At 71.4% G+C, this 24261-nt stretch carries 21 protein-coding genes; 14 read left to right on the top strand and 7 right to left on the bottom strand.

Annotated elements, in window-relative coordinates; genetic code table 11:
* Nucleotide 1: 1 nt before the first annotated feature.
* Both ASE87_RS13595 and ASE87_RS13590 read right to left on the bottom strand, forming a co-directional pair.
* Nucleotides 2-1012, bottom strand: coding sequence for a carbohydrate ABC transporter permease (locus tag ASE87_RS13595; RefSeq protein ID WP_082452628.1), 1011 nt, complete (start codon nt 1010-1012; stop codon nt 2-4).
* A gap of 81 nt (nt 1013-1093) precedes the next feature.
* Nucleotides 1094-2401 carry an ABC transporter substrate-binding protein gene (locus tag ASE87_RS13590; RefSeq protein ID WP_056229223.1) on the bottom strand — a complete coding sequence of 436 codons (1308 nt, stop codon included), beginning with the start codon at nt 2399-2401 and terminating at the stop codon, nt 1094-1096.
* 194 nt (nt 2402-2595) lie between these two features.
* Between ASE87_RS13590 and ASE87_RS13585 the strand changes: the two genes are divergently transcribed.
* From ASE87_RS13585 to ASE87_RS13575, 3 genes are all read left to right on the top strand, one after another.
* Entirely contained in the window at nt 2596-4635 is a 2040-nt protein-coding gene (locus tag ASE87_RS13585; RefSeq protein ID WP_056229220.1) for a beta-galactosidase, read from the top strand.
* Between the two features lie 131 nt (nt 4636-4766).
* Complete coding sequence (locus ASE87_RS13580) at nt 4767-6428, top strand: glycosyl hydrolase 53 family protein (RefSeq protein WP_235472302.1); 1662 nt, start codon at nt 4767-4769, stop codon at nt 6426-6428.
* A 71-nt stretch (nt 6429-6499) separates the two neighbouring features.
* Nucleotides 6500-7426 carry a glycerophosphodiester phosphodiesterase family protein gene (locus ASE87_RS13575; RefSeq protein ID WP_056229217.1) on the top strand — a complete coding sequence of 309 codons (927 nt, stop codon included), beginning with the start codon at nt 6500-6502 and terminating at the stop codon, nt 7424-7426.
* A 45-nt stretch (nt 7427-7471) separates the two neighbouring features.
* On the opposite strand, the gene ASE87_RS13570 is transcribed toward ASE87_RS13575, so the two are convergent.
* Nucleotides 7472-9088, bottom strand: a complete 1617-nt coding sequence (locus ASE87_RS13570; RefSeq protein WP_056229216.1) for an ABC-F family ATP-binding cassette domain-containing protein — start codon at nt 9086-9088, stop codon at nt 7472-7474.
* Nucleotides 9089-9211: 123 nt separating this feature from the next.
* Here ASE87_RS13570 and ASE87_RS15870 point away from each other — a divergent pair, with 123 nt between their 5' ends.
* The 7 genes from ASE87_RS15870 (at nt 9212) to ASE87_RS13535 (ending at nt 16033) form a co-directional block, all read left to right on the top strand.
* Nucleotides 9212-10192: a bifunctional methionine sulfoxide reductase B/A protein gene (locus tag ASE87_RS15870; RefSeq protein WP_082452627.1), complete on the top strand. Its 981-nt coding sequence runs from the start codon at nt 9212-9214 to the stop codon at nt 10190-10192.
* A 73-nt stretch (nt 10193-10265) separates the two neighbouring features.
* Nucleotides 10266-10640, top strand: a complete 375-nt coding sequence (locus ASE87_RS13560; RefSeq protein ID WP_056229212.1) for a DUF4180 domain-containing protein — start codon at nt 10266-10268, stop codon at nt 10638-10640.
* Between the two features lie 11 nt (nt 10641-10651).
* Nucleotides 10652-11257, top strand: a complete 606-nt coding sequence (locus ASE87_RS13555; protein ID WP_162235890.1) for a molybdenum cofactor guanylyltransferase — start codon at nt 10652-10654, stop codon at nt 11255-11257.
* A 9-nt stretch (nt 11258-11266) separates the two neighbouring features.
* Nucleotides 11267-11524 carry a DUF6457 domain-containing protein gene (locus ASE87_RS13550; RefSeq protein WP_043596044.1) on the top strand — a complete coding sequence of 86 codons (258 nt, stop codon included), beginning with the start codon at nt 11267-11269 and terminating at the stop codon, nt 11522-11524.
* Entirely contained in the window at nt 11521-12693 is a 1173-nt protein-coding gene (locus tag ASE87_RS13545; RefSeq protein WP_056229206.1) for a molybdopterin molybdotransferase MoeA, read from the top strand. Before ASE87_RS13550 ends, ASE87_RS13545 begins: the two co-directional genes overlap by 4 nt.
* A gap of 53 nt (nt 12694-12746) precedes the next feature.
* A complete protein-coding gene (gene fdhD / locus ASE87_RS13540) occupies nt 12747-13724 on the top strand; it encodes a formate dehydrogenase accessory sulfurtransferase FdhD (RefSeq protein ID WP_082452625.1) in 978 nt (325 codons plus the stop codon).
* A complete protein-coding gene (locus ASE87_RS13535; protein WP_056229203.1) occupies nt 13721-16033 on the top strand; it encodes an FdhF/YdeP family oxidoreductase in 2313 nt (770 codons plus the stop codon). The genes fdhD and ASE87_RS13535 overlap by 4 nt, the downstream gene beginning before the upstream one ends.
* A 151-nt stretch (nt 16034-16184) precedes the next feature.
* On the opposite strand, the gene ASE87_RS13530 is transcribed toward ASE87_RS13535, so the two are convergent.
* Complete coding sequence (locus ASE87_RS13530) at nt 16185-16898, bottom strand: MBL fold metallo-hydrolase (protein WP_056229199.1); 714 nt, start codon at nt 16896-16898, stop codon at nt 16185-16187.
* Nucleotides 16899-16951: 53 nt separating this feature from the next.
* On the opposite strand from ASE87_RS13530, the gene ASE87_RS13525 reads away from it, so the two are divergent.
* Nucleotides 16952-17500, top strand: a complete 549-nt coding sequence (locus tag ASE87_RS13525) for a TetR/AcrR family transcriptional regulator (protein WP_056229196.1) — start codon at nt 16952-16954, stop codon at nt 17498-17500.
* 98 nt (nt 17501-17598) lie between these two features.
* On the opposite strand, the gene ASE87_RS13520 is transcribed toward ASE87_RS13525, so the two are convergent.
* On the bottom strand, nt 17599-18786 hold the full coding sequence (locus tag ASE87_RS13520; protein WP_056229194.1) for a N(5)-(carboxyethyl)ornithine synthase: 1188 nt from the start codon (nt 18784-18786) through the stop codon (nt 17599-17601).
* Between the two features lie 42 nt (nt 18787-18828).
* Nucleotides 18829-19902, bottom strand: coding sequence for a redox-regulated ATPase YchF (ychF, locus tag ASE87_RS13515; RefSeq protein WP_043597911.1), 1074 nt, complete (start codon nt 19900-19902; stop codon nt 18829-18831).
* 119 nt (nt 19903-20021) lie between these two features.
* On the opposite strand from ychF, the gene ASE87_RS13510 reads away from it, so the two are divergent.
* Entirely contained in the window at nt 20022-20651 is a 630-nt protein-coding gene (locus ASE87_RS13510; RefSeq protein WP_056229191.1) for an exonuclease domain-containing protein, read from the top strand.
* 104 nt (nt 20652-20755) lie between these two features.
* Nucleotides 20756-22024: a DNA recombination protein RmuC gene (locus tag ASE87_RS13505; protein ID WP_056229187.1), complete on the top strand. Its 1269-nt coding sequence runs from the start codon at nt 20756-20758 to the stop codon at nt 22022-22024.
* A gap of 64 nt (nt 22025-22088) precedes the next feature.
* Here the strand turns inward: ASE87_RS13505 and glpX are convergent, their stop codons facing one another.
* Nucleotides 22089-23087 carry a class II fructose-bisphosphatase gene (gene glpX / locus ASE87_RS13500; RefSeq protein ID WP_043597850.1) on the bottom strand — a complete coding sequence of 333 codons (999 nt, stop codon included), beginning with the start codon at nt 23085-23087 and terminating at the stop codon, nt 22089-22091.
* A gap of 111 nt (nt 23088-23198) precedes the next feature.
* On the opposite strand from glpX, the gene fbaA reads away from it, so the two are divergent.
* Nucleotides 23199-24227, top strand: a complete 1029-nt coding sequence (gene fbaA / locus ASE87_RS13495; protein ID WP_043597847.1) for a class II fructose-bisphosphate aldolase — start codon at nt 23199-23201, stop codon at nt 24225-24227.
* Nucleotides 24228-24261: the final 34 nt, after the last annotated feature.

Raw genomic sequence — 24261 nt, 5'->3', positions numbered from 1 at the left:
GTCAGTCCTCCTGGCCGAACGCGCGCTTCTGGACGACCCGGAGGAAGAAGAAGCTGACGATGAAGGTGGCGAGCGCGATGACGACCGAGGTCGCCGCCGCCGAGTAGATGTCGTCGCGGGTGAACGCGTCGCGGTAGACGAGCATGAGCGGCGACCAGCTGGTCGACAGGCTGTTCGTGAGCGGACGCAGGGTGGTCGGCTCGGCGAACACCTGCAGGGTGGCCACCATCGAGAAGAGCGCGGTCATGACGAGCGCGGGAGCCACCATGGGGATCTTGATGCGCAGGGCGATCTGCACCTCGCTGGCGCCGTCGAGGCGGGCGGCCTCGTAGACGTCGGTCGGCACGGCCTTGAGCGAGGTGTAGATGACGATCATGTTGAAGCCGACGCCACCCCACAGGGCGATGTTGGCGATCGCGAACAGGACGGTGCCCGAGCCGAGCACGCCGTCGACGTCCCAGCCCAGCCGGTCGAACACGTAGTAGAAGGGGCTCACGGCGGGCAGGTACAAGAAGCCCCACAGCAGCGAACTGATCACGGCGGGCACGGCGTAGGGCATGAAGATCGACACACGCGAGAACGCCGTGGCCCGGGTGCGCTTCGAGTCGAGCAGCAGGGCGAAGAGCAGCGCGAGACCGAGCATGCACGGGATCAGCACGACGCCGTAGAGCAGGACCCGCCCGACGCTGGCGGCGAACTCGGGGTCGGTGAGCGAACCGACGTAGTTCTCGAAGCCGGCGAACACCTGGCTGTCGCCGCCCGAACCGAGCCCGAGGCCGACGACCTGCTTCTTCTGGAAGCTGAGGAACAGCGTGTAGACGATGGGCGCCGCCATGAACAGCACGAAGAGCACGATGCCGGGGGCGAGCATCGCGTAGGGCGTCAGCACCCGGGTGCGGAAGCTTCCGTTGCCCTTGCGCGTCGCGAGCCGGGGCGCCTCGCGACCGGTCGACGACGGCGGGGTGCCGGCGCCGTCGGTGCGGGGGCTGAGGGGGGTGAGGGTGTCGGCCATGCCGGGTCCTTGGGTCGAGACGGGTGTGACGGAGGGGTGACGGGGCGGGCGGGGCGACCCCGACCGCCCCGCCCGATGTCGCTACTCGACCGAGAAACCGCTCTTGGTCAGGTCGTCGACGGTGATCTTCTGCATGGCCGTGACCGCGTCCTCGAACGCCGCCTGGGTCTTCGCGTCGGCGGCCTTGGCGAACTCGTCGTTGTAGGCGCTGAAGGCCACGTTGACGTTGGGACCGTAGGTGAACGGGTTCACCGACTCGGACGCCTCGGCCGCGATGTCGTAGAAGTCGTCCTGCTGGCTGAAGAACTCGGGGCTGGTGGTCAGCGCGTCCTTCGCGGCGTCGGTCGCGGCCGGGTAGACGCCGGCGACGTCGGCGAGCGCCGCCACCGCCGTGGGGTCGGTGTTGAGCCAGGTCGCGAACTCGACCGCCGCCTCCTTGTGCTCGGACTGGGTCGTGACGGCCGTGGTCGAGCCACCCCAGTTGCCGTCCGCGGGCTTCGAGGCGTCCCACTGCGGCAGCGGGGCCGCGGTCCACTTGCCGGCGGTGTCGGGGGCGTTGCCGCCCAGCACGCCGGGGGCCCAGACCGAGCTGATCCAACCGACCTGGCTGCCGTCGTTCAGACCGGCGTTCCACTCGGGCGTGTACATCGGCTTGTTGTCGACGGCACCGCTCTCGACGAGCCCGCCCCAGTACGAGGCGACCTTCTCCGTCGGGCCGCCCTCGATGTCGACGCCCCAGCTGTCGCCGTCGATGGACCACCACGAGGCGCCGGCCTGCTGCGCGAGGCCGGCGAACCAGCCGGCGTCGTTGGCCGAGAAGGTGCCGAGGTACTTGGTCGGGTCGGCGGCGTGGAGCTTCGTGGCGACGTCGGCGTACTCGTCCCACGTGGTGGGGACGCTCAGGCCGTACTGGTCGAGGACGTCGGTGCGGTAGTAGGCCATCATCGGGCCGGAGTCCTGCGGGATGGCGTAGACGCCGTCGCCGCCGAGGGTGACGGACGACCAGGTGCCCTCCGAGAAGTCGCCCTCGAGGTCGGCGGCACCCTGGTCCGAGATGTCGGCGAGAGCGTCCGAGGACACGAGGGTCGGGATCTTCTGGTACTCGGCCTGGATCAGGTCCGGAGCACCGCTGCCGGCCTTGATGGCCGTGAGCAGCTTGGTGATGGCCGGGTCTCCGCCGTCCTGCTTGTTGACGGTGACCTGGATGTCGGGGTTGTCCTGGTTCCAGAGGTCGACGACCTTGTCGAGGTTCGGGGCCCAGGCCCAGTAGCTGAGTTCGACGGGGCCGTCGTCGGCCGCGCCTCCCCCGGCACCGGTGCACCCGGCGGTGAGCAGTAGGGCGGCGGTCGCGACCGTGGCGACACCGAGACGGCGGAATGAGCTGCGCATTCGTCCTCCTTGAGGAAAGCAAGAGCTGTGGTGGGGCGGGACAGCGCGAGCTTCGGAGAACCACGTCGCTGTGCCTGTGAGCGGTTACAGTTACGCACAGGCCTTTTGGCTTGTCAACACCGTTACGAACCCTTCCGACGGTCGATGCCGGTGTGTTACAACTGGGAGCGCACACAGTCAAAGGAGATCACCGCATGTCACTCGAGCTCGACGCCCGGCCCACGCCCCAGGCCACCACGACCTGGCTGCCCGGCCGCGCCGACCTGCGCTACGGCGGGGACTACAACCCCGAACAGTGGCCGCGCGAGGTCTGGCTCGAGGACATCGCCCTGATGAAGCAGGCGGGCGTCAACCTGGTCAGCGTCGGCATCTTCTCGTGGGCGCTGCTCGAACCCCGTGAGGGCGAGTACGACTTCGGCTTCCTCGACGACATCCTCGGTCTGCTGCACGACGCCGACATCGACGTCGACCTGGCCACCCCGACGACCGTCCCCCCGGCCTGGTTCTGGAAGGCCTACCCCGACTCCCACCCGGTCACGCGGGACGGCGTCACCCTCGGCCGCGGCTCCCGCGGCATGGTCAGCCCGAGCAGCCCCGACTACCGCCGCGCGGCCCTGGCGATCACCGAGCGGCTGGCCGAGCGCTACGCGAACCACCCCGCGGTGGTGCTCTGGCACGTCCACAACGAGTACGGCGCCCCGATCAGCGAGGACTACGGCCCCCACTCGGTGCTCGCCTTCCGCACCTGGCTCGAGGAGAAGTACGTCACCCTCGACGCGCTCAACGAGGCCTGGGGCACCCGGTTCTGGGGCCAGACCTACGGCGAGTGGGACGAGATCGACGCCCCGCGCACCTCGGCCACGGTCGTCAACCAGACCTCGCGCCTCGACTTCGCCCGGTTCACCTCGGACGCCCTGCTGGCCTGCTTCACCGCCGAACGCGACGCGATCAAGCGACACGCACCGCACCTCCCGGTCACGACGAACTTCATGGCCACCAACTGCCCGTCGATCGACTACTGGACGTGGGCCCGCGAGGTCGACGTGGTCGCGAACGACCACTACCTGGTGGCCGAACGCCACGACAACCACGTGCTGCTGGCGATGGACGCCGACCTCACCCGCTCGCTCGCCGGCGGTGCGCCGTGGATGCTCATGGAGCACTCGACCTCGGCCGTCAACTGGCAGCCGCGCAACATCGCCAAGCGTCCCGGTGAACTCGCCCGCAACGCGGCGAGTCACCTGGCCCGTGGCGCCGACGCGATCCTGTTCTTCCAGTTCCGGGCGTCACGGTACGGCGCCGAGAAGTTCCACTCCGCGATGCTGCCGCACGCCGGCACCTCGACCCGCACCTGGCGCGAGGTCGTCGACTTCGGCGCCGACCTGGGCCGCCTCGCGGCCGTCCGCGGCAGCCGCGTGGAGGCGCGGGTCGCGATCCTCTGGGACGTCGAGTCGTTCTGGGCCCACGACCTCGAATGGCGGCCGTCGGTCGAACTCCAGCACCGCGAGCGCGTCGTCGCCTGGTACTCGGCCCTGTGGCACCTCGGCGTGACGGTGGACTTCCGTCACCCGCACGACGACCTGTCGGGCTACGACCTCGTGCTCGCGCCGTCGCTGTACCTGGCCGACCGGCACACCACCGACGCCCTCGGCGCGTTCGTCCGCGGGGGCGGCACCTTCGTCGCGTCGTACTTCTCGGGCGTCGTCGACGAGAACGACACCGTCCACGCCGGCGGAGCTCCCGGCGCCCTGCGCGAGGTGCTCGGTCTCTCGGTGCCCGAGTTCCTGCCCCTGTACGCCGACCAGGTCGTCACGCTCGACGACGGGACGACCGGCACCGGCTGGTCCGACGACATCGTGCTCGAAGGTGCCGTGGCGATCGCGAGCTACGTCGACGGCCCCGCGGCGGGAGGTCCGGCGGTCACCCGTCACACCCACGGCGACGGATCGGCCTGGTACGTCTCGACGCGCACGACGGGCGCCGACCTCGAGGGACTCGTCCAGTCGGTGCTCGACGACGCCGGCGTGCCGCTGCCGGTCGAGCACCCCGACGGGCTCGAGGTCGTCGTGCGCCACGGGGACGACGCCGACTTCACCTTCCTGGTCAACCACGCCGGGGCCGCGACCGACGTCGAGGTCGGTCGCGGCACCGAGCTGATCACCGGCGACGCCGTCGACGGCCGCGTCGTCGTGCCCGCCGGGGCGGTCCGCGTCGTGAGCCGCCCGCGCGGCTGAGCCGCGAGGCGACCCGAGGAGGCGCGGTGCCGGCGTCGGGACCGGCACCGCGCCTCCTGCACCCCACCCCTCGAGAGCCCCACCCGGCACCGCAGCCCCCCGCCACACCGATCGTCAAGGAGGACGACACGATGACACGACCCACCAGCACACCACGGCCCCGCATCGACCGGAGGGGCCGGCGCGGTCTCGTCGTCGGTGCCGCCCTCGCCATGACGGCCCTGGGAGCCGGCCTGCTGTCGGGAGCCCCCGCGACCGCGGCCCCCGGCAGCGCGATCCCCCGCCCGGTCGTCGTGCAGGACCCCGGCTTCGAGCAGGGCGCGGCGGGCTGGGTCTCGAAGGGGAAGGGCACCACGACGCTCGAGACGGGTGGGCACGACTCGGCCACGCGCCTGACGCACGTGCTGTCGACGGTCGGCACGGCCACGACCAGCCAGAAGCTCAAGAAGGTCACGCCCGGCTGGTGGACCTTCTCGGCGTGGGTGAAGAGCGGTGGCGGGCTCGCCACGAGCACGCTCTCGCTGACCGGGTGCGGCACCGGCTCGAGCACGGACGCCGCGGGCACGACGGTCGTCCCCTCGACCGAGTCCGACGACGGCTGGCTGCACCTGTCGGTCTCGGCCGAGGTGACGCACAGCCAGTGCACGCCCACGCTCACCACGTCGGGCGCCGCGGGTGCCTGGGCGAGCATCGACGACGTGACCTTCACGCCCGGCCGTGTCACCCGTGACGTCCGCGGGGCCGACCTCTCGGGCCTGCCCCGCAACGAGGACCGCGGAGCCGTCTACCTCGACGCCGCCGGTCGTCCGACGGATGCCGTGCAGCAGCTCGCCGACCACGGCGCGAACATGGTTCGGCTGAAGGTCTGGGTCGATCCGACCGACGGCTACAACGACCAGGACGACGTCGTCGCGATGGCTGCGCGGGTGAAGGCGGCGGGCATGCAGCTGCTCGTGGACTTCCACTACAGCGACCGCTGGACCGACCCGGGCGCCCAGACCATGCCGAAGGCCTGGCTCGGGCTGAGCGCGCCCGAGGTCGCCACGAAGATCCACGACCACACCCGCAGCGTGCTCGACGCCCTCGCCGACGAGGGCATCACCCCGGACGCCGTGCAGGTCGGCAACGAGATCAACCCCGGCATGGTCTGGCCGCTGGGCCAGACCTGGGACGTCGACCCGAGCGACGGCGTCAGCGGCGCGCAGTGGAGCAACCTGGCGATGTTCCTCACGGCCGGAGCGACGGCGGTGAAGGAGGTCTCGCCGACGACGCAGGTCGTGCTGCACCTGACGAACATCGACGACGGGATCGACGGCCTGACCTGGTGGTTCGACGAGGCGACCTCACGCGGGGTGCCGTTCGACCTGATCGGCCTCTCGTACTACGGCTACTGGCACGGCGGGCTGTCGGGCATGCAGCAGGCGGTCACGACGCTCTCGGCGCGCTACGACCGCGGCGTGCTCATCGTCGAGACCTCGTACCCGTGGACGCTCGAGGACGACCCCGACCACACCTGGGAGAACGTCGTCGTCGCCCCGTCGCAGCTGGTCGCCGGCTACCCCGCGACGCCCGAGGGGCAGGCCGCGAACTTCCGCGCGATCCAGGACGTCGTGGCCTCGGCCCCGGGCGGCCGCGGAATCGGCGTGGTCGCGTGGGAACCCGCGTGGACCGCGGTCGACGGTGCCGGGTGGGACCCGGACGACCCGACCTCGGGCAACGCGTGGGAGAACCAGGCGATGTGGGACCACGACGGTCGCCCGCTGCCCGCACTCGACGAGTACGCGGCCGACTGACCCGGGCGAACGCCGGGTGATCCCGGCCGGCCACGTCACGGACCGCGATCGGGGACCCCCAAGATGGGCTCATGCCCTCCTCCCCGCGTCCGCGAGCCCGCGTCGACCGACGCACCGTGTTGCTCGGCGTGGGCGGCGTGGCCGTCCTCGGTGCCGTGGGGGCCGGCGTGGCCTTACGGACCGCGCGCGTGACCGGGGAGGCGCAGGTCACGCCGACCGCGCCTCCTCGACCGGTCGACGCCCTGCGGGCCGCGCGTCCCGCCACCGTCGCGCACCGCGGCGGATCACGTGACTGGCCCGAGATGTCGCTGTACGCCTATCGGCAGTCGGTCGCGGCCGGGGTCGACGCGCTCGAGATGTCGCTCTCCCGGACGTCGGACGGAGTGTGGTTCGGGCTGCACGACGAGACCCTCGACCGCACCTCGGGCACGTCCGGCTTCGTCGCCGCCGAGCACACCTGGAGCGAGGTGCAGCGGTACCGCATCTCGGCGGCCGGGACGACCGACCCCGGGCAGTCGGACCAGCCCTACGCCCGCTTCGACGAGTTCGTGCGCGAGTTCGGCCGTGACCACGCCCTGTTCGTCGACCCGAAGTACGTCGGGGCCGACTTCTACCCCGAGCTGTTCGAGATCGCGCGGACCCAGCTCGGCACGGCCGACCTCACGCAGACACTGGTCGGCAAGGGCTACTGCACGCAGACCGAGTGGGGCGACCTCGCCAGCGCGCGGGGGTGCGAGACCTGGGGGTACTACTACGCCGACGAGCTGGCGGGCGATCCCGAGCTGCTGACCCGCACCTCCGGCTCCTGGAGCCTGCTCGGCCTCGACTGGTCGGCCCCGGCCGACACCTGGTCGACCCTCGCGGCGACCGGCAAGCCCGTGTACGGCCACATCGTGCCCGACCTCGACGCGGCGCACACCGCCCTCGACCAGGGCGCCGACGGGCTCGTCGTCTCGAGCGTCGCCGACGTCGTCGGGCCGCTCACGACCGAGGGCTGAGCCCCCAACGCCCGCCGGTGGGGCTCACCCCTCGCACCCCACGGGTCAGGCCGCGGTGACGGTCACCCGCTCGGGTCGCTCGGCGTCCGCCCCGAACACCAACCGACGGGTGGCGACCTTGTCGGCGAAGAACCGGTCGTGGCTGACCACGACGACCGCCCCGGGGAAGTGCTGCAACGCCCGCTCCATCACCTGGGCGCTCGGCACGTCGAGGTGGTTGGTGGGCTCGTCGAGCAGCAGCACCGAGGCCCCCGAGAGCAGGCACTGCGCCATCGCGACGCGGGCCCGCTGACCACCCGAGAGCGCCCCGATGCGCTTCTTGAGATCGGCCTCGCTGAACTGGAACATGGCGAGGAACCGCCCGACCGACTTCCGCATCGCGGTGAGGGCGAGGCTGTCGGGCATCGCGTTGACCGAGTGCGTGACGGTGTCGTCGTCGTCGAGTTCGGCGAGCACCTGGTCGTACGAGACCACCTTGACCCCGCCCGCCCACGCGGCCCGACCGGCGTCCGCGCGTTCCTCGCCGGTCAGCACCCGCAGCAGCGTGCTCTTCCCGCTGCCGTTCGCCCCCGTGATCACCAGGCGGTCGCCGCGCCGCAGCTCGAAGGTGAGGTCGTCGAAGAGCGTGCGGTCGTCGCGGGCCTTGCCGAGGCCGTCGACCCGGCAGAGGACGTCCTTGACGTGCAGCCCCGAGTAGATCTCGGTGATGATCTGGTCGACGGGGCGCGGTGCCCGCGACTTCTTCACCTTGGCCAGCTGCTTGAGCAGGTCGCCGCCGTCCTGGCGCTTGGCGGCCTTGGCGGCGTCGCGGCGGTCCGAGATGCCCTCGGCCTCGAACGCGAGCAGCTCGGACTCGTGCACGAACTGCTGCTCGAGGCTCTTCAACCGGAACTGCTTCTGGACGACGTACTCGGCGAAGTCGCCCGGGTAGTCGTGCAGGTGGAAGTTCTCGACCTCGACGATGCGGGTGACGACCGCGTCGAGGAAGCTGCGGTCGTGCGAGACGACCACGGCCGCGCCGTGGAAGTCGCGGAACCACGACTCGAGCCACTCGACGCCGGCCACGTCGAGGAAGTTCGTGGGCTCGTCGAGCAGCAGCACGTCGGGGTCCTCGAGGACGATCTTCGCCAGGGCCGCCCGGTTGCGCCAACCACCACTGAGGTCGTCGATCGGGCTGGTGCGGTGCGCGTCGCTGAAGCCGAGCACGCTCAGGGCGGTGTCGATGCGGCGCGGGTACTCCCAGCCGTCGACCCGGTCCATCTCGGCGAACAGCTCGGACTGCCGGTGGATCAGCTGGTCGAGGGCGTCCCCGCCGTCGGGGTCCATCGCGACCACGGCGATGTCGGCGTCGATCTGCGCCAGGTCGGCCTCGATCGCCCTCTCGTGGGCGAAGAGCCCGGTCAGCACCTCGACGATCGTCTGCGTGCCGTCGAGCTCGGAGAACTGCGAGAAGTACCCGACCCGGACGCCCTGCTCGAGCGTGACCGTGCCCTCGTCGGGCTGCACCTGGTCGAGCATCAGCTTGAGCAGCGTGGACTTGCCGCTGCCGTTGCGACCGACGATCCCCACGCGCTCCTTCTCGTCGAGGCGGAAGAACGCCTCGCGCACCACCGGGGTGCCGTCGAAGCGGACGGTCACGTCGTTCAGTCGGATCAGGCTCATGCGTCGATCCTCGCAGGCCGACGGAACACGCGGCGCCGCCCGGTTGTTGTCGTCGGAGGCATCGACGTGACCGCGGGCACCCGACCCATCCGATCGCACCGACGCCGACGAACAGGAGGCATCATGTCGGACCAGTACCGGAAAGACCCCGAGGCGGTCGCCCGCCTCACCTCGACCCAGCGCCGGGTGACCCAGGGCGGCGGCACCGAACCCGCGTTCCGCAACGAGTTCTGGGACTCGAAGGACGCGGGCATCTACGTCGACGTGGTGTCGGGCGAGCCCCTGTTCGCCTCGGTCGACAAGTTCGACAGCCGCACCGGCTGGCCGAGCTTCACGCGCCCCATCGACGCCGAGCACGTCGTCGAGAAGCGCGAGGGCTTGTTCTTCAAGCGCACCGAGGTGCGCTCCACCGCCGGCGACAGCCACCTCGGCCATGTCTTCCGCGACGGCCCCACCGCCACCGGCGGGCTGCGCTACTGCATCAACTCGGCGGCTCTCCGCTTCGTCCCCTACGCCTCACTCGAAACCGAAGGATACGGTGCCTACATGACGCTCTTCTCCCCCGAATCCACCCCCGCCCCCAGCGGCACGACCGAGACCGCGATCCTCGCCGGCGGTTGCTTCTGGGGCGCCCAGCAGCTGCTGCGCCGCCGACCGGGCATCGTCTCGACCCGTGTCGGCTACTCGGGCGGCAGCGTGCCGAACGCGACGTACCGCAACCACCGCGGTCACGCCGAGGCCGTCGAGATCGTCTTCGACCCGGGCCTGACCTCGTACCGCGAGATCCTCGAGTTCTTCTTCCAGATCCACGACCCGTCGACGAAGGACCGCCAGGGCAACGACGTCGGCGACAGCTACCGCTCGGCGATCTTCTACACGAACGACGAGCAGCGGGCGACGGCCCTCGACACCATCGCCGACGTCGACGCGTCGGGCATCTGGCCGGGCACCGTCGTCACCGAGGTCACCGCCGCCGGCGACTTCTGGGAAGCCGAAGAAGAACACCAGGACTACCTCGAGAAGGACCCCTTCGGCTACACCTGCCACTTCGTGCGCCCGGGCTGGGTGCTGCCGAAGCGAGACCAGCAGGTCGCCGCGAGCTGACGCCCGCCAGGCCCTCAGGAGGCGCGGTGCCGGTCCGACCGGCACCGCGCCTCCTTGCGCCTAGCCTGTGGGCATGCGCATCGACGACCACGGCCCCCATCGCGTCCTGCACGTCGACGCGGCCGGGCCGCGGCTGTCGACCGAGACGGACGCCGTCGACCTCGTCGGCGAGGCGTTCGGGGCGGACGCGTCGGTCCTCGTCGTGCCGGTCGCCCGTCTCGACCCGACCTTCTTCGACTTGAGCACCCGCCGGGCGGGCGAGTTCGCCCAGAAGCTCGTGGACTATCGCGTGCAGTTGGTGGTGCTGGGCGACGTCGGACGCCACGAGGCGGCGAGCGCCGCGTTCCGTGACTGGGTGCGGGAGTCCAACCGTGGGCGGCACGTCTGGTTCGTCCCCGACGAAGGCACGCTGGCCGCCCGGCTCGCCGCGACCGGACCGCGCGGGTGATCGTGAGCCTCGTGTTCGACGCCGTCCTGCTCGCCGGGGGTCGCGCCTCCCGGGTGCACGGCGCCGACAAGACCGGGTTCACCAGCGGCGACGCGACGTTGCTCGACCGGGCCGTCGAGGCCTCGGTCGGGGCCCGCAGCCTCGTCGTGGTCGGCCTGCGCGACGGTCGGGTGCCGCCCGCCGGAGCCCTGCTGACCCGTGAAGAGCCTGCCTGGTCCGGGCCGGTCGCCGCCCTCGCGGCCGGTCTCGACGTGGTCGGCGACCCGGCACCGTGGGCACTCGTGCTGGCCTGCGACCTGCCGCGGGCGCCCGAGGCCGTGGCGACCCTCCTCGCCGGCGGCGCCGAGGACGACGAACACCGGGACGGTCGGCTCGCCGTCGACTCGGACGGGCGACGTCAGCCACTGCTCGCTCTCTACCGGACCGACGCCCTGCGGACGCGACTCCGAGGGCTGCGGGCCGACGGCCCCCTCACCGACCTCTCGCTGCGCCGTCTGCTCGACGGGCTCGACCTGCTCGAGGTGCCCGTGCCCGACGAGCTCTGCGCCGACGTCGACACCGTGGACGACGCCGACCGCCTGGGTGTCGTCCGGCGCGGGCCCGACGCGACTGGTTGAGTGTCGACCATGACCGACACACCTGCCGAACTCGACGCCTGGGCCGCACGACTCGTCCGGGCCCTCGGCCTGCCCGACGACTTCGTGGTCGACATCCCCGAGGTGCTCGACCTCGCCCGCGACGCGGCGCACGGCGTCGCGCGCCCGGCTGCTCCGCTGACGACGTTCCTCGTCGGTTACGCCGCAGGACTTGCCGGCGGCTCCCGGGCCGAGCTCGACCGGGCCGTCGCGACCGCAACCGCGCTGGCCACGGCCGACCCGGCGTGACGATCCGGCGGGCCGACTGGCGGGTCGCCCGCGCCGAGGCGGCCGACGTCGGACGGGCCCTGCCCCGCGACCTCGAGACCGTCGTGCTCGCCGACGCGGTCGGTCGCACGGTGGCGGACGACGTCACGAGCCTCGCGCGCGTGCCCGGCTCCGACGTCTCGGCGATGGACGGCTGGGCGGTCGCCGGGGAGGGCCCGTGGCGCCTCGGCCCGTCGATCGTCGCGGGCCGGGTCGCCGACGATGCCGAGGAGTTGCCCCCCGGGATCGCCCGACCGGTGACCACGGGGGCCGTCGTGCCGACCGGGACCGACCGCGTGCTGCGCTCGGAGTCCGGGCACGTCGCCGACGACGTCCTCACGGCCGACGACGACCCGCACCGCCCGTCGCACGTCCGTCGGGCCGGGGAGGAGATCGACCTCGGCGACGCTCTGCTCGCCGCAGGCACCCTCCTCACCCCGCCCCGCGTGGCCGTGCTGGCCCTCGGCGGGCACGACGCCGTGTCCGTGGTCGTGCGGCCGTCGGTCGCCGTGGCCGTGCTCGGAGACGAGGTCGTCGCCGAGGGCGTGCCCGCGCGTGGCACGGTCCGTGACGTGTTCTCGGTGCCGGTGCCGCGCCTCCTCGAGGCCCTCGGGACGGCGCCCGCGACGACGACGCGCGTGGCCGACGACCTCGACGCCACCGTCGCCGCGCTCGACCGCCCGGGCAGTCGCCTCGTGGTGACGACGGGCGGCACCGCCCACGGCCCGACCGACCACGTGCGCGCCGCCCTCGACCGGCTGGGCGCCGAGTTGATCATCGACGGTCTCGCCATGCGTCCGGGGCAGCCCCTGGTCGTCGGTCGGCGGGGCGGGACGCTCTACCTGTGTCTGCCCGGCAACCCGATGGCCGCGTACGTGGGGCTCGTGGTCGTGGGGACCGCGGTGGTCGACGGCCTCCTCGGCAGGCGACCCGCGCCTCCCGGGTCCGTCACGCTCGCCGTCGACGTCGCTCACCCCCGACCCGGGGCGCTCGTGCAGGCGTACCGGGTGACGCCGGACGGTGCCGTCCCGACCGAGCGTCAGTCGTCCGCGATGCTGCGCGGCCTGGCCGACGCCGACGGGCTGCTCGTCGTGCCCGAGGGCGGGGCGCGGGCGGGCGACGTCGTCCCCTCGCTCGGCCTCCCGTGGTGAGGCGCGGACCCCGCCGGCTTTCGATTCCGGGGTTCGAGGGGTAGACCTGACCCATGGCACGCATCACGTCCCGCAAACCGGTGACCCGCATCACGGTCGGTGACGACGGCAGCGCCGGCGTCCGCAAGACCATGGACACCCTCGCGGTCGAGGAACCCCTCGAGATCCGCGTCGGCGGCACGTCGCTCGCCATCACCATGCGCACACCCGGTCACGACTTCGACCTGGCCGCGGGGTTCCTCGTGTCCGAGGCCGTCATCTCGACCGGTGACGAGTTCTTCGCCGCCCGCTACTGCGCCGGGGCCACCGCCGAGGGGCTCAACACGTACAACGTGCTCGACGTCACGCTCGCGCCCGGGGTGCCGGCGCCCGACCCGAGCCTCGAGCGGGCGTTCTACACGACCAGCTCGTGCGGGCTGTGCGGCAAGGCCTCGATCGACGCCGTCCGCACGACGTCGCAGCATGACGTGCTGCACGACCCCCTCGTCGTCGACCCCGCACTGCTCGCCACCTTCCCCGACCGCCTCCGCGAGGGTCAGGACGTGTTCGAGAAGACCGGCGGGCTGCACGCCGCGGCGCTCTTCGACGGCCGCACCGGCGAGCTGCTCGTGCTGCGCGAGGACGTCGGCCGGCACAACGCCGTCGACAAGGTCGTCGGCTGGGCCGTCAAGGAGGCGCGGCTGCCGTTGACCGGGACCGTCCTGATGGTCTCGGGTCGCGCCTCGTTCGAGCTGACACAGAAGGCCTCGATGGCCGGCATCCCGGTGCTCGCCGCCGTGTCGGCGCCGTCCTCGCTCGCCGTCGACCTCGCGACCGAGCTCGGCGTCACGATCGTGGGGTTCCTCCGCGGGCGGTCCATGGTCGTGTACTCACGGCCCGACCGACTCGGCGAGCCCGACGGGACCGAGCCCGCGGCCGACGCAGGCGTCCCCGGCGAGGCGGCCCGCGCCTCCTCGTCCTCCCTCGACTCCCCCGGTGGCGCGACGCGCGCCTCCTCGCCCGTCCCCCTGACGATCGGAACCAGACCGTGACCGAGAAACCGCCCGTCTCCGACGTGACCGACGCCGACATCGAGGTCGGCCCCCCGCGCGAGTGGGCCGCCGGCGTGCCCGGCGTGCTGCACTCGATGGACCCGGCCATCAAGCAGCTCGGGCTGGCCCGCACCGTCAAGCTCATGACGTCGCTGAACCAGAAGGACGGCTTCGACTGCATGAGCTGCGCCTGGCCCGACCCGAACCACCGCAAGGTGGCCGAGTTCTGCGAGAACGGCGCCAAGGCGGTCACCTGGGAGGCCAACCCGGTGCTCGTGCCCGACACGTTCTGGGCCGAGCACTCGGTGACCGACCTGCTCGACAAGACCGAGTACTGGCTCGGCATGCAGGGCCGCCTCACGAAGCCCGTGCACAAGCCCGCCGGCAGCGACCATTACCGCGAGGTGTCGTGGGACGAGGCGTTCCGCATCGTCGGCGACAAGCTGAGGTCCCTCGACAGCCCGGACGAGGCGTCGTTCTACACCTCGGGCCGCACCTCGAACGAGGCGGCGTTCGCGTACCAGCTGTTCGTGCGCGCCTTCGGCACCAACAACCTGCCCGACTGCTCGAACATGTGCCACGAGTCGACGAGCCTCGCCATGGCCGAGGTGGTCGGCATCGGCAAGTCGACCATCGCCTACGACGACTTCGAACAGGCCGACCTGATCGTCATCCTGGGCCAGAACCCGGGCACGAACCACCCGCGCATGCTGACGGCCCTCGAGGACGCCAAGCTGAAGGGAGCGAAGATCGTCGCGGTCAACCCGCTGCCCGAGGCCGGCCTGCGTCGCTACAAGAACCCGCAGCTGCCGCGGGGCGTCGCAGGTCGCGGCACCGAGATCGCCGACCAGTTCCTGCAGATCCGGCTCGGCGGCGACATGGCGCTGCTGCAGGCCGTCGCCAAGCGCGTCCTCGAGGCCGAGGACGCCGCCCCCGGCACGGTGCTCGACCACGAGTTCCTGGCCGAGCACACCGTCGGGCTCGAGGCCTTCCGCGAGCACATCGCGCAGGTCGACGACGACGAGGTGCTGCTCGCGACCGGGCTCGACCGCGCCGAGATCGACGAGCTGGCCGACCGTTACCTGGCCTCGGACCGGGTGATCATCACCTGGGCGATGGGCATCACGCAGCACCGCAAGGCCGTCGACACCATCAAGGAGATCATCAACCTGCTGCTCCTGCGCGGCAACATCGGCAAGCCGGGCGCCGGCGCCTCGCCGATCCGCGGGCACAGCAACGTGCAGGGTGACCGCACGATGGGCATCTGGGAGCAGGTCTCGGACGAGTTCCTCGACGCCCTGCAGAAGGAGTTCCGCTTCGACCCGCCGCGCGAGCACGGCGTCGACGCCCTCAAGGGCATCAAGGCCATGCAGGAGGGGCGGATCAAGTTCTGGATGGGCATGGGCGGCAACCTCGTGGCCGCGATCTCGGACACCCAGCTCGCCGAGGCCGCGATGCGCGGGACCGACATGACCGTCCAGGTGTCGACGAAGCTGAACCGCTCGCACGCCGTGGTCGGCGCCGAGGCGCTCATCCTGCCGACGCTCGGCCGCACCGAGATCGACGTGCAGGCGGCCGGGCCGCAGTTCGTCTCGGTCGAGGACACCGTGTGCTCGGTGCACGGCAGCCACGGCCAGGTGCCGCCGGTCGCGCCCGACCTGCTCAGCGAGGTCGCGATCGTGAGTCGCCTGGCGCGGGCGACGCTCGGCGACCGGGCCGACCTCGAGATCGACTGGAAGGGCTTCGAGGACGACTACGACACGTTGCGCGACCACATCAGCCGGGTCGTGCCGGGCTTCGAGCGCTACAGCGAGCGGGTCCGCAGCCGCGACGGCTTCGTGCTGCCGAACGGGCCGCGCGACTCGCGCACGTTCGCGACGAAGGTCGGCAAGGCGATGATCACGGTCAACGACCTCGAGCACGTCGAACGCCCCGAGGGCACGCTGCTGCTGCAGACGCTGCGCTCGCACGACCAGTACAACACCACGATCTACAGCCTCAACGACCGCTACCGCGGCATCAAGAAGGGTCGGCACGTGGTGTTCGTCAACCCGCTCGACCTCGACGACCTCGGGCTCGTCGACGGCCAGAAGGTCGACGTGTCGACGGTCTGGGCCGACGACGTCGAGCGGGTGCTCCGCGACTACCGCATCGTCGCCTACCCCACGGCCCGCGGGTGCGCCGCCGCGTACTTCCCCGAGGCGAACGTGCTCGTGCCCCTCGACAGCGCGTCGATCGGCAGCAACACGCCCGTGTCGAAGGCGGTGCTGGTGCGGGTGACGCCGGCGGAGGTGCCGGTCGGGGTCTGAGCCCGGGCCGACGCGTCGGCGATCGGCGGCGCGCGGCGACGACGTCCGGTCGGTGCGGACCGACGCCCACGGCGATGACGGGCGACTTCGCGGCATCCGGGCGGTCGACGACGCCCGGGTCCCCCGAACTCGCCCGTTCTGGTCCGTCGGGTCAGCGGGCGGCGGCGCGGACGGCGGTGACGGCCGCGGCCACGCCACCGTCCCAGGGGGCGCCGTGGCCGGGCAGCACCCAGGTGGCACCGGTGTCGAGCAGGGCGTCGAGCGACGCCAGCGCCTGCTCGGGCTCGTCGGTGAACGGAGCCGGTGCGGGCCCGACGTGGCCGGTCGTCACGTGTCGCGTGGTCAGGGCGTCACCCACGAAGACGGCGTCGACGCCCGGGACGAAGACGGCGATGCTGCCCTCGGAGTGTCCGGGCATCGGGATGATCCGGGGTGAGCCCGGCAGGTCGAGCGTCTCGCCGCCGTGCACCTCGACGACCTCGGTGAGCCAGGCGGTCTTCGCCCCGCCCTTGCGCAGGCTGTACCCGGCGAAGCCCAGCAGGGGGCCGAGCTTCATGGGAGGCATGCCGTTCTTCGGCTTCGGTCCGCCCTTCGCCCGCGAGGCGTCGGCCGCGTGGACGTACACGGGCACCCCATGGTCGCGGCGCAGCCGTTCGGCGAAGCCGACGTGGTCGGAGTCGCCGTGGGTGAGGACGACGCCCTTCACGTCGTCGAGGGTGCGTCCGACCGAGGCGAGTTCGGTGACGAGTTCGGACCAGAGGCCAGGCAGGCCGGCGTCGATCACGGTCACGCCCTCGGGCGTGACGACGAGGTAGGCGGCGACGATGTCGTTGCCGATGCGGTGGAGTGAGGGTGCGAGTTCCATGATGGCTACGGTACTTAGCCATCATGGCTATTGTCAATAGCTATACTCGACGGATGCCCACACCGGACCGCACCTCGCTCGACGCCATCCTCCTCGCCGCCCGCGAGCTGCTCGAGGCCGACGGCCCCTCCGGCCTGACGATGGCCGCCGTGGCGGCACGGGTCGGCGTCCGCGCCCCCTCGCTCTACAAGCGGGTCGAGAACCGGGAGGCGCTGCTGCGGTCGGTCGCGGAGGCCACCCTCACCGACCTGGCCGCGCGGCTCGACGGGGCGGGGTCGGCCCGCGAGGTGCTCGACGCCTTCCGCGCCTTCGGCCACGAACGCCCGGCTGCGTTCCAACTGGTCATGACGCCCGGGCCCGGCGTCCCCACCGCGCGACGCGAGTTCGGCGCCGCGGCGAGCGCTGCCGCCCTCCGGGTCGGCGAACAGCTCGTCGGGCCGGAGCGAGCCCTCGACGCCGCCCGCACCCTCACGGCGTGGGTCGCGGGCTTCGTCATCATGGAGCTCAACGGCGGCTTCCAGCTGGGCGGCGACGTCGACGGGGCATGGGACTTCGGGGCCGAGCGCGTCCTGGCGGCCCTCGCCGCGCCTCCTGCGGTCTGAGCCGCCCGACGGACGGGCGGCTTCGTGGTGAACGGGCGTTCACGAACGCCCGGTTCCGCCGAGGCCACCCGGCCTGCCTGCCGTCCTGCCTGCCTGCGCTAGTCGAGCGGTGCGTGCGGGTACGAGGAGGCGCGGTGCTGGAACTCGAGGATCGCCGCGTTCTCGACCCGCCCCTCCGCGATCTCGACGGCGCGGCGGATGGTGTCGGACGCCGCCCACGAGGTCGGCCCCTCCATGACGGTGCGCAGGAAGGGCAGGAGGGCTTCGCTGATCTCCCACGTCGTGGAGTTCCAGAGCAGCGAGGGGCTGTGGTCGACGGCGTAGTAGTTCGTGGTGGCGCCCACGGTGACCAGCGGCTCGGCGAAGGTCGTGGCGCGGGCCCAGTCGAAGCCCATGCCCTCGTCCACCGAGACGTCGACGATGAGGCTGCCGGGGCGGAAGGCGTCGAGGTCGGTCTCGCGGAGGTAGGTGAGCGGGGCGTTCGGGTCCTGGAGGGTGCAGTTGACGACGATGTCGGCGGCGGCGAGGAACGGGGCGAGGGCGACCGGCCCGTCGGGGGTGTTGACGGTGCTGGCGCCGGGTGTCTCGGGGTCGTGTTCGAACTGGAAGATGCTGACCGACGGGATCGGCGAGCCGACGGCGGCGATGTTGCGGTTCGTCAGGACACGCACGTCGTGGATGCCGTGGGCGTTGAGGGCCGTGACGGCGCCGCGGGCGGTGGCGCCGAAGCCGATGACGACGGCGCTGAGGCGACGGCCGTAGTCGCCGGTCGAGCCGCAGAGCTGGAGGGCGTGCAGCACCGAGCAGTAGCCGGCGAGCTCGTTGTTCTTGTGGAAGACGTGCAGGCCGTAGCCGCCGTCGGACTGCCAGTGGTTCATGGCCTCCCACGCGATCAGGGTGAGCCGTTTGTCGATGGCGAGCTGGGTGATCTCGCGGTCCTGGACGCAGTGCGGCCAGCCCCAGAGGGTCTGACCGTCGCGCAGGCCCTCGAGGTCGGCGGCCTGGGGCTTGGGCAGCAGGACGACGTCGCTGTCCGCGACGATCTGCTCGCGGTCGGCCATCGCGACGAGGGGCTCGAGGTCGGCGTCGGGGATGCCGAAGCGCAGGCCGTAGCCGCGCTCGAGGGTCATGTTCGCGCGCAGATCGGCGTCGATGCGGTCGAGGTGGGCGGGGTGGATCGGCAGGCGCCGCTCGTCGGGCTTGCGCGAGGTGGCCAGGACGCCGAGGCGCAGCAGTGCGGGGGCGCCGGAGGTGGTGCCGGTGGGCGTGGAATCCGTTTGGCTCATGCTTGAGAGTAGATGAGTGGCGCTCGCCCCCGAGCCGGAGGGTCAGTTGTTGAAGCGGAACTCCACCACGTCGCCGTCCTGCATGACGTACTCTTTGCCCTCGATGCGGGCCTTGCCGGCCGAACGGGCCTCGGCGATGGAGCCGGTCTCGACGAGGTCGTCGAACGAGATGACCTCGGCCTTGATGAAGCCCTTCTCGAAGTCGGTGTGGATGACGCCGGCGGCCTGCGGGGCCTTCCAGCCCTTGCCGATCGTCCAGGCGCGGGTCTCTTTCGGGCCCGCCGTCAGGTAGGTCTGCAGCCCGAGCGTCTCGAACCCGATGCGGGCGAGCTGGTCGAGACCGGACTCGTCCTGGCCGAGCGACGCGAGCAGCTCGGCGGCGTCCTCGTCGTCGAGGCCGATCAGCTCGGACTCGACCTGCGCATCGAGGAAGATCGCCTCGGCCGGCGAGACCAGGGCCTGCAGTTCGGCCTTGCGCGCCTCGTCGGTGAGGACGGCCTCGTCGACGTTGAAGACGTAGATGAAGGGCTTCGCGGTGAGCAACCCGAGTTCGCGGATCGGCTCGAGGTCGATGCTCGTGGCCGAGAGCGCCTCCCCGCGCTCGAGCGCCTCCTTGGCGGCCACGGCCGTCTCGTGCACGATCGGCTCGACGCGCTTCAGCCGCAGCTCTTTCTCGTACCGGACGAGCGCCTTCTCGACCGTCTCGAGGTCGGCGAGGATCAACTCGGTGTTGATCGTGCCCATGTCGCTCTCGGGGTCGACCTTGCCGTCGACGTGCACGACGTCGGGGTCGTCGAAGCCACGCACGACCTCGGCGATGGCGTCGGCCTCGCGGATGTTCGCCAGGAACTTGTTGCCGAGCCCCTCGCCCTCGCTCGCCCCCTTGACGATGCCGGCGATGTCGACGAACGACACCGGTGCGGGCAGGATCTTCTCGCTGCCGAAGAGACCGGCCAACACCTGGAGGCGCGGGTCGGGCAGGTTGACGATGCCCACGTTGGGCTCGATGGTCGCGAACGGATAGTTCGCCGCCAGCACCTGGTTCTTGGTCAGGGCGTTGAACAGGGTGGACTTGCCGACGTTGGGCAGTCCGACGATCGCGATAGTGAGAGCCACGAGGGTCAAGCGTACCGGGCCTGCCGAGCCGTGCCGTCGGCGTCGCGCCGGCTGGGGACGGAACGGCATCCGACCGTGCCTGGGGAGGCGGTGTCGGAGGCGCGTGAGAGCATGAGTCAATGCCCATCGACTTCACCGCGATCGACTTCGAGACCGCGAACTCGAGCAGCGCCAGTGCCTGCTCCGTCGGCCTCGTCAAGGTCCGCGACGGGGTCGTCGTCGACAAGGTCGGCTGGCTGATCCAGCCACCGGCCGGGCACGACGAGTTCTCCGAGTGGAACACCCGCATCCACGGCATCGTCGCGAGCGACGTGGTCGGCGCCTTCGGCTGGGCCGAGCAGTTCGAGCTGCTCGCCGACTTCGCCGGCGACGACGTCTTCGTCGCCCACAACGCCGGTTTCGACATGGGCGTCATCAAGGCCGCCTGCGCGGCCACCGGGCTCACCCCTCCCCCGTGGTCGTACCTCTGCAGCCTGCAGGTCGCCCGCAAGACCTACTCGCTCGACTCGTACCGGCTTCCGGTCGCCGCGACGGCCGCCGGGTTCGACGCCTTCTCGCACCACGACGCCCTCGCCGACGCCGAGGCCTGCGCGGCCATCGTCGCCCACGCCGCGCTGTTCCACGGCGCCTCCGACCTCGGCGAGCTCGCGACGATCGCCTCGGTCAAGGTGAAGGTGCTGCAGCCGGCCGGGGCGCCGACGGCGCCCGCCGTGCCCCGGGCCGACCGACTCCCGATGGCCTTCGGCTAGGCGCCTCTCCCACGCCAGCCCGACGCCGTGAGGCGCGTCGGGCATCCCCGACCCCACCGCGTCGACTCCCGGTCGGTGTCGGTGGCCGCTGCCACACTTCCGCCATGCCCCTTCCGCTCGCGCTGTTCCTCGCCCTGCTGCTCGGTCTCGTCCTCGGCGTCGCCGTCGGCGCACTCGTCGCCCGCACCCGCGCGGCCGAGGCGACGGCACGCCTGTCGTCCGACCTCGCCGCTGCCCGCGCCGTGGCCGACGCGTCGCGCGAGCGCCTCGAGGGCCAGGACGACCAGTACCGTCGACAGATCGCGCAGCAAGAAGACCGCCTCCGCGAGTTCCAGGACCGCCTCCGCGACGTCCGCATCGCCGAGGCCGAGAGGGCGCGCACCGACGGCCAGGTGCTCGTCGCGCTCAGCCCGGTGGCCGAGAGCCTGCAGGCCGTCCAGCAGAAGGTGGCCGAACTCGAAGCCGAACGGACCCTCCAATACGGCGCCCTCAGCGAGCAGCTGCGCACCGCCGCCGAATCGGGTGAACGGCTCCGCGGGACGGCCGAGTCGCTCGCCTCCGCGCTGAAGTCGAACAGCACGCGCGGCGTCTGGGGCGAGACCCAGTTGCGCAACGTCGTGCAGGCCGCCGGCCTCGTCGAGCGCGTCGACTTCGACGTGCAGACGTCGATCTCGTCGGACGCCGGCTCCGGCCGGCCCGACATGGTGGTGCACCTCCCCGGTGGCAAGAACATCGCGGTCGACGCCAAGGTGCCGTTCTCCGCCTACCTCGAGGCGAGCGCCATCCCCGCATCCGCCACGGGCGACGAGGGCGCACGACGCGACCAGCTGGTCCGGCAGCACGTCAAGGCACTGCGGGCCCACGTCGACGCCCTGGCGGGCAAGACCTACTGGGCCGGGCTCGAGTCCTCGCCCGAGCTCGTCATCGCGTTCATCCCGAGCGAGTCGCTCGTGTCGTCCGCCCTCGAGGCCGACCCGGCCCTGATGGACTACGCCTTCCAGAAGCGCGTCGCCCTCGCCTCGCCCGTGACCCTCTGGTCCGTGCTCAAGACCGTCGCGTTCAGCTGGCAACAGGACGTCGTCACCGCCGAGGCCAAAGAACTATTCGACCTCAGCCGCGAGCTCTACGGGCGGCTGTCGACCATGGCCGGTCACGTGGACAAGCTCGGCCGGTCGCTGCGCGCCGGCGTCACCGACTACAACCGCTTCGTCGGTTCGCTCGAGCGAACGGTCCTCCCGTCGGCCCGGCGGCTCAGCATGCTCGACGAGTCCAAGGTCCTCGCGACCCCGACGACCGTCGAGGAGTCACCCCGAGAGCTCACCGCCCCCGAGCTCGCGTCGGCCCTGGGCGAGGGCAGCACCGACCGCGACTGACCCCCGACGCGACGAACGCCCGGCCGAGGCCGGGCGTTCGTCGTGTCGTGAGGTGGCGTGGAGGTCAGGCCTTCTCGCCGTACCACTTCGACACGAGGTGGTCGGCCTCGACCCGGCGGATGGTGCCCGAGTGCGAACGCAGCACGATGCTCGAGGTCCGGATCATGCCCTGCTTGCGCGTGACGCCCGCGACGAGTGCACCGTCGGTGACACCCGTGGCGACGAAGTACGCGTTGTCGCCCGTGACGAGGTCGTCCTGGTCCAGGACGCGGTCGAGGTCGTGACCCGCGTCGATCGCCTTCTGGCGCTCGGCGTCGTCCTTCGGGGCGAGACGGGCCAGGATCAGGCCGTCGAGGGCCTTCACCGCACAGGCCGTGATGATGCCCTCGGGCGTGCCACCGACGCCGACGCACATGTCGATGCGCGAGTCGGGACGAGCGGCGTTGATGCCGCCGGCCACGTCGCCGTCGAGCAGCAGGCGGGTCGACGCGCCCACGGCCCGGATCTCGGCGATGAGGTCCGCGTGACGGGGACGGTCGAGCACGGCGATCTGCATGTCCTCGACGGCGATGCCCTTGGCCGCCGCCAGGGCGGTGATGTTCTCGCCGATCGGACGGTCGAGGTCGATGATGCCGCGGCCCTCGGGGCCGGTGACGATCTTGTCCATGTAGAAGACGGCGCTGGGGTCGTACATGCTGCCGCGGTCGCTGACGGCGATCACCGAGAGGGCGTTCATGCGTCCCGCCGCGGTGAGGCTGGTGCCGTCGATCGGGTCGACGGCGATGTCGCAGGCCGGGCCGAAGCCGTTGCCGACGTGCTCGCCGTTGAAGAGCATCGGGGCTTCGTCCTTCTCGCCCTCGCCGATCACGACCACGCCGTCGAACGCCACCGTGCCGAGGAACTTGCGCATGGCGTCGACCGCGGCCTTGTCGGCGGCGTTCTTGTCGCCCTTGCCGATGAACGGCGCCGAGCGGATCGCGGCCGCCTCGGTGGCCCGCACCAGTTCCATGCCGAGGTTGCGGTCGGGGTGCGAGTAGAGGGTTCCGGAATCCGTGTCAGCCATGCTCCGGATCTTACCCGCGCCGCGCCTCCCGACCGGGCTCCGGCGACCAGGACGAACAGACGTGCGCTGACTAGGGTGGACGAGCCACCAGTCGTGATCGAAGGAGATTCAATGCCCGTCGCAACCCCCGAGCAGTACGCCGAGATGCTCGACAAGGCGAAGAACAAGGGCTTCGCCTACCCCGCCGTCAACGTCTCGTCGTCGCAGACGATCAACTCGGTGTTGCAGGGTCTCACCGAGGCGGGCAGCGACGGCATCATCCAGGTCACCACCGGCGGCGCCGACTACTTCGCCGGCCACACCGTCAAGAACCGTGCCGCGGGGGCCATCGCCTTCGCCAAGTTCGCGACCGAGGTCGCGAAGAACTACCCGGTGACCGTCGCACTGCACACCGACCACTGCCCGAAGGACGCCCTCGACGGCTTCGTGCTGCCGCTGATCGCCGCCTCCGAAGAAGAGGTCCGGGCCGGACGCAACCCGCTGTTCCAGTCGCACATGTGGGACGGTTCGGCCGTCCCGCTCGACGAGAACATCTCGATCGCGCAGGACGTGCTGAAGCGCACCAAGGCGATCAACGCCATCCTCGAGGTCGAGATCGGCGTCGTCGGCGGCGAAGAAGACGGTGTGCAGCACGAGGGCACCAACGACGCGCTCTACACCACGGTGGGTGACGTCACCCGCGTGGTCGAGGCGCTCGGCCTCGGCGAGCACGGCCGCTACATCGCCGCCCTCACCTTCGGCAACGTGCACGGCGTGTACAAGCCGGGCAACGTCAAGCTCCGTCCCGAACTGCTGGGCGAGATCCAGCAGGGCATCCAAGAGAAGTTCGGCACGGCCGCGAAGCCCCTCGAACTCGTCTTCCACGGTGGCTCGGGGTCGTCCGACGCCGAGATCGCCGAGGCCGTCTCGAACGGAGTCGTCAAGATGAACCTCGACACCGACACGCAGTACGCCTTCAGCCGATCCATCGCCGACACCGTGCTGAAGAACTACGACGGCTTCCTCAAGGTCGACGGCGAGGTCGGCAACAAGAAGCAGTACGACCCCCGCGCCTGGGGCAAGGTCGCCGAGAGCGCCATGGCCGCCCGCGTCGTCGAGGCGACGAAGCAGCTCGGGTCGTACGGTCAGTCGGCGAGCTGACCCGCGCCTCCTGGTCGCACGACGAAGCCCCCGA

Origin of the sequence: Frigoribacterium sp. Leaf44 (assembly GCF_001421865.1) — a bacterium.
Classification (GTDB): domain Bacteria; phylum Actinomycetota; class Actinomycetes; order Actinomycetales; family Microbacteriaceae; genus Frigoribacterium.
The sequence above is the reverse complement of the archived record's forward strand: the minus strand, read 5'-3'. Positions and strand labels throughout refer to the sequence as shown.